This is a genomic window from Bacillus cereus group sp. BfR-BA-01524 (genome assembly GCF_022662595.1).
Taxonomy (GTDB): Bacteria; Bacillota; Bacilli; order Bacillales; family Bacillaceae_G; genus Bacillus_A; species Bacillus_A thuringiensis_S.
The window spans coordinates 1-5,236 of the sequence record NZ_JAKUDW010000172.1 but is presented as its reverse complement, the minus strand read 5'-3'; the positions used below and the strand labels follow the sequence as shown (position 1 = coordinate 5,236).

The window sequence follows — 5,236 nt, the reverse complement described above, 5'->3', positions numbered from 1 at the left end:
AAGGTGGAGGAGTACAATATTGGATAAATAAAGTTAGTGTTAGCTGGTTAAAATAAGTAAATTTGATTGGAGAAACAATGAATCATGATCAAAAGTTTATAAACTTAATTTTAGATTGTGAGTATATTATCAAACAAAATATATTATTAAATGAACTTAGAGGATTAATTGAAACAGTGAAAAAAAAACGTTTAAATAATAAGTTATATTATTTATCGATTACACAGATGATTGATAAAAGTGATCCAGATGAAGTTATTACTGCTGTTTTAAAACTTAATGAGTTTTATTGTAAGTATTATCAAAAACTGTAGTTTTTGATAATACTTATTTTATAAATATATTTATAAAAGTGGATAACATATAAGTTCTTATAAGTTTATGATAGAATAAAAAATAGCAAAAAAACCCTCGAAGTTTGGCGACAGAAAGGGTTTTTGCTTAAGGTGATAGAGGTTGAGAAATCAAACTCTTAATTATTAATTTTGTTTAATGATATTTTATCATTAGAGTTTGTTTTCCTCAACCATTAAGGAGAGGAAAAAATGAGTAAAATTGTAAATATTGATAGTTCAGAACAAAAAGCAAGGTTAAATGAAAATAAGGTTGAGGATTTTTTAGAACAAGCTAATATAGGTTTATCAACTGAACAACAACAATTGTTATTACAGATTTTACATAGTACAACAGGCGATGATTATTTTATTGGCAAAAAGAAAAAACGAACTGATGGGGTGAAGTTCGTGCAAATGATTACAGAGAATATTGATTATTTGTGTGAGATTGGCTATTTAACTCAACCAGAGAAAGCTTTTTTATTTGAGCTTTCACGGTTCTTGGAATTTAAATCAAATGTTATTATTGAAAAAAATGATGATGAAATTAAGCCATATGCGGCTTCTCCAAGTTATTTAGCAAAAAAATTAGGGAAAACAAGAACGTCTATCTCTAAAATTATGAATGATTTATTAGTTAAAGGAATTTTAGGAGTTGCGGAATCTGGGGTAACAACTGAAGATGGAAGATCTTGTTCGTCCCGTACTTGGTTTGTTAATCCTAATATATTATGTAATGCACCAAAAGATGATATTGATAGAGCTACACAACAAATATTTGCAAAATCATTAAGAAATATTCAATGTGAAGGAAGTAAAAAGAAACATAAATTACCAATATATTTATTTTGAAAAAGTGTAATTTAACTATTGCACTTTTTTTTTTTGCTGATCTTTCCAAAAAATAGGTGTTAATTTTTTTTAACACAGGTGTTAATTTTTTTTAACACCCCGAACACTTTAAACCCTTGATATTACTGGTTTTTTATATTTTCCTTATCTCACTCTATATATATAGTTAAAATTTTATAAAAAGCATGTATTATTTTTAAGTAAAATATATTAAACAAACCTTTGAAATTTCAATAAATAGTAGTATAAGAATATTCTTCATTTATTAATTTAATGTAGAATCAGTATAAAAATGTAATTTGATGTTATGTGAGTTTTTAAAGGGGTTTATTTTATGAAAGAGTATTTTAATTTAGAACAAGCTGAAAAAAAAGCAAGATTACGAGATATTGAAAACTCAAAGATATTGTCAGAGGAAGAAATGCAATTAGTAAATATACTTCAAGCAAAAGCTAGTGCAAAAGGAATGAAATTAGTTCCTGAACGTAAAATAAAAAATAAAGCAAAGTTTGTTCAAATTATTCAACAAAACATTCAATATTTATTTGAAATTGATTATTTAACAAATGCTGAAAAAGTATTTTTATTAGATATCTCAATGTGTGTAGGTTTTTTAAGTAATTGCTTGGTTAGTGATATTAATTCTAAAGAGCAAATCCCATTAACTCAGCGGGAATTAGCTAAAAAAATTGGAAGACATGAAACAAAAGTTAGTCCATTGATTAGAAAATTAATAGATAAAGGTATTATAGCTCGTTCAGAAAGTGGTATTGATAATAATAATGTTAGAGCATACGCTTTATTTATAAATCCTCATATAATGTTTTCTGGTAATAGAGATGACGTTAATCCAACACTTAAAACAATGTTTAGAAAAGTACCAAAACAACTTAAAAATTTACCTATTAAATTATTTTAAATCTACTTTAATTAGTAGATTTTTTTTATTCATTTCGTACTTACCGTTTTTGGTAAGTTTACTTACCAAAAACGGTAAGTACGAAAAATCTTGAAACCCTTGATATTAATGGGTTTTTTCTACTTTCTTATGTTTGTCCCTTCTTACTCTATATAGAAATGGCTAAAAGTTCCGCAAGGAACAGGTAGTATTTTTAAGGAAACCCATCTTAAAAATCTCCACCTTTGTTAGAAAAAAGTCGCCTCGTCAATCCTCGGCTAAAGTCAAAGACTTTTCTTTTTTCTAACATCCTTGCCAAACTTTTTTTGGCTCGTTTGCTTTCATCGCCAAGCCGATAAACTCAAAAGTGGGATTTAGGCATATCGGCTTGAGCTATTCATTATACGAGCCAAACCGCTTGATCTAACGTTCCCTAATTAGTTCTTACTCTATTTTTAGATACGCAATATGTGGGGTCTCCCCACACCCCGGCCAGCCTCTACCTCAAAAGTAGGGAGAAGACCAAAAATCACTTACGATAAGTAAGTGATTGCTGTGGAAGTGGTTTTTCTCTTTGAGATTCGTAGGAATCGTTGAAATTTAAACGTCTAAATAGATTTGTATTTCGGATTTTGATGTTTTTTGGATCAATCATAGATTGCCAAGGTTGTAAGTTCTTTTTATTTTTTCTAAGTTTAGTAATTCTACTAATAACATTGTTTAATTCACGTTCATGATCTTGATTCATCAGAATAAAAGTAAAGCTTGTTATAACTGTTGGGAAGCAAATTTTTAATAAAAATTCAATATGATAGATATCAGAGATTAAGTTATTAATTGTGATATAAGATGTTCCCGGTATTGGGATAATATTTGCTACGATTCGTAAGGATTCTTTTTGATCATTAATAAGTAATTTAAGAGAACAACGTGTAGTAAGGATTTTAAAGAGTTCATCGATAAATGTAATGAGTACATGAAGTTGAGTTTCAGGTGTCTCTTCATTGATTAACCACAATCCCCTATTTTCTTGTTTTGTCTTTATGAGAAAGTCTGTTACAAATTTCATATCAAGATTTTTAGGTATTTTATTGTTTGGGAAGTATTCTCCAAAGTAATGTGTATCTTTTTCTTGTATTGGGTGAAGTGGGAAAAAGGGTTCTGTATGTAATAAATAATAATGCTCGTGAGAGCAAAGTAATGCGGTTAATAATATTGGATCTGTATATTGTTTATTTAATTCTAGATAGTCTTCCATACGGGTAAAGTGACGGAAGAGTACATTTTCTCCTGGTGCAATTGGTAGTACCTTTTTTTCTTGGCCAAAATAATAGTAAGCTCGATAAGATAAATAAATATATTCCGCACCATAAAAGGATTTAGAACCAATTAACAGTTTATCTTCTAACTCTTTTAATTTTGCGTAACCAAGTGTTCTAGACTTATTTTTTTTTCCTTTTTGGTAGCCAAATAGGTCCAAGAATTGTGATTTTAACATGTAGGGCTGATGATGGAGCATAAATGTAAATAGATTATGATAATGCTTCATGATGAATAAATGTAATTCATCACTTAATTTTCTCTTATGTAGATCTTCCTGAATGTCATGTAAGTTTAATATATAAGGTGCATCAGTATTATTCATAATTTCATGTACTGTATAAAAAGTATGTGGAATGATAAATGTTGGTTGTGTTGCCACGTTTTTCCCTCCTATAGTTGTTCATATCCGGACAAAAATGTTTTCGCAAATTCTTGTTTTTGTTGGATATCAATCTCTTTGTAGTTACGTGTTGTCACTTCTATGGCAATATAACCGCCATGAATTTCGCTATAGACGGCTCCATCGGGCGTTGGTTGGAATTTCCCTTGCGGATGGGACTCTACTATTCTTTTTTTAAAATCGTCGTATCTGGGGTCTTTCTGGGCTTCTAAATGCAACTGTTTTTCTGTTTTCCATGTTTCTCTTGTTTCTTTTGGTAGAGAGATGTATTTTTCAGAGAGACGAATATCATGTTTGGCGTTATTTATACCGGTTTTATATTGATATTCTTTACCTTCTTTTTTAAACTTTTCTATTCCTATTTCTCCTAAAACAATCTTGCCTGTTCGCTCTTCTAAATAGCCGCTATGACAAAGTTTTTTTAGACGATCTCCTTTGATGTTATATTCTCTTTCCATTTGTTCTCTGGTAGCTGTTCCAGTTTTCCAAAGCATATCCATGCCTTCGATCTCTTTTGTTTTTAGAATTCTTATATGTTTTCGTGGCGCGGCCATAGGGATGTCTCCTGTCTTTGCTATATTTGTGTATTAAATTATTGGGGAAGACATAGCGAAGCTATGTGTCTTTGCTATGTGACCATGTGTAAATGTACATATGGTCACATGGTTTGTTTTTTTGTATTAAATAAACATTTGTTTAAAAATGTTTATTTAATTTCATTCAAAATGTGATGCGAAGCATGACATTTTGATTAAACAAATAAAAATGCCGGAAGGCGATTTTATTTGTCTTTTTCTAAGAAGCGAAAGCTGATTTAGAAAAAGAATCTGGACAGATGCGAAGCGTTCTGGCCAGGAAGTCCCGCAGGGCAAAATCCGCCTGAAGACCATTCACTCGGCTTGCCGAGCTTGTTTTTGGTTCAAGCGCAGCGAGAAGCAAAAATGAATGCGTCTGACCGCAGGCATGAAAAAGCGTTAGCTTTTCCATGCCAAGGCAGGGGGATTTTGCCCTGCTTGAATCTTGCAGGACGCAGGACGGCAAGATGATTCGTCAGATGCTCTTGATCTTCCCGGTTTAAAGCCGTTAAGGCGATAAACCGGGCTCCCCACAGGGGAGAATATGTACTTGATTTTATGTGGTACCACATAAAATCTGATTTAACTATATTATACAATATATTAATTTAGATATGAGAGATTTTGTAATAGGAATACATGGGAGAATAATTAGAGGAGGGTTTATTACTGAGTCCGTAACGTTTATGCCGCGAAAGTCACTTGACCATGAGGGGCACCCTCATGCAAACTCACCAGAGGTGGCCCCAGAAGGGCGGTTTTTGCCCGCTGGGGTTATCTTTGGGAGTTTGAGGGTGTAGAGGCTCGTGGTCAAGTGAACCGTGGAATAAAAAGTGTAGGACGGGACCCCAGA

At 31.6% G+C, this 5,236-nt stretch carries 5 protein-coding genes; 3 read left to right on the top strand and 2 right to left on the bottom strand.

Translation table 11 applies throughout. The annotated features are described in order from the left end of the window. Positions 1-77: 77 nt before the first annotated feature. From MR170_RS29540 to MR170_RS29530, 3 genes are all read left to right on the top strand, one after another. On the top strand, positions 78-314 hold the full coding sequence (locus MR170_RS29540; protein WP_242310457.1) for a hypothetical protein: 237 nt from the start codon (positions 78-80) through the stop codon (positions 312-314). Between the two features lie 231 nt (positions 315-545). After that, positions 546-1,187 carry a MarR family transcriptional regulator gene (locus MR170_RS29535; protein WP_012263697.1) on the top strand — a complete coding sequence of 214 codons (642 nt, stop codon included), beginning with the start codon at positions 546-548 and terminating at the stop codon, positions 1,185-1,187. Between the two features lie 334 nt (positions 1,188-1,521). Continuing rightward, positions 1,522-2,106 carry a MarR family transcriptional regulator gene (locus MR170_RS29530; protein ID WP_152127823.1) on the top strand — a complete coding sequence of 195 codons (585 nt, stop codon included), beginning with the start codon at positions 1,522-1,524 and terminating at the stop codon, positions 2,104-2,106. Positions 2,107-2,614: 508 nt separating this feature from the next. Here the strand turns inward: MR170_RS29530 and MR170_RS29525 are convergent. Both MR170_RS29525 and MR170_RS29520 read right to left on the bottom strand, forming a co-directional pair. Next, positions 2,615-3,787, bottom strand: a complete 1,173-nt coding sequence (locus MR170_RS29525) for a hypothetical protein (RefSeq protein WP_242310456.1) — start codon at positions 3,785-3,787, stop codon at positions 2,615-2,617. A gap of 11 nt (positions 3,788-3,798) precedes the next feature. Further along, positions 3,799-4,362, bottom strand: coding sequence for a hypothetical protein (locus tag MR170_RS29520; protein ID WP_242310455.1), 564 nt, complete (start codon positions 4,360-4,362; stop codon positions 3,799-3,801). Positions 4,363-5,236: the final 874 nt, after the last annotated feature.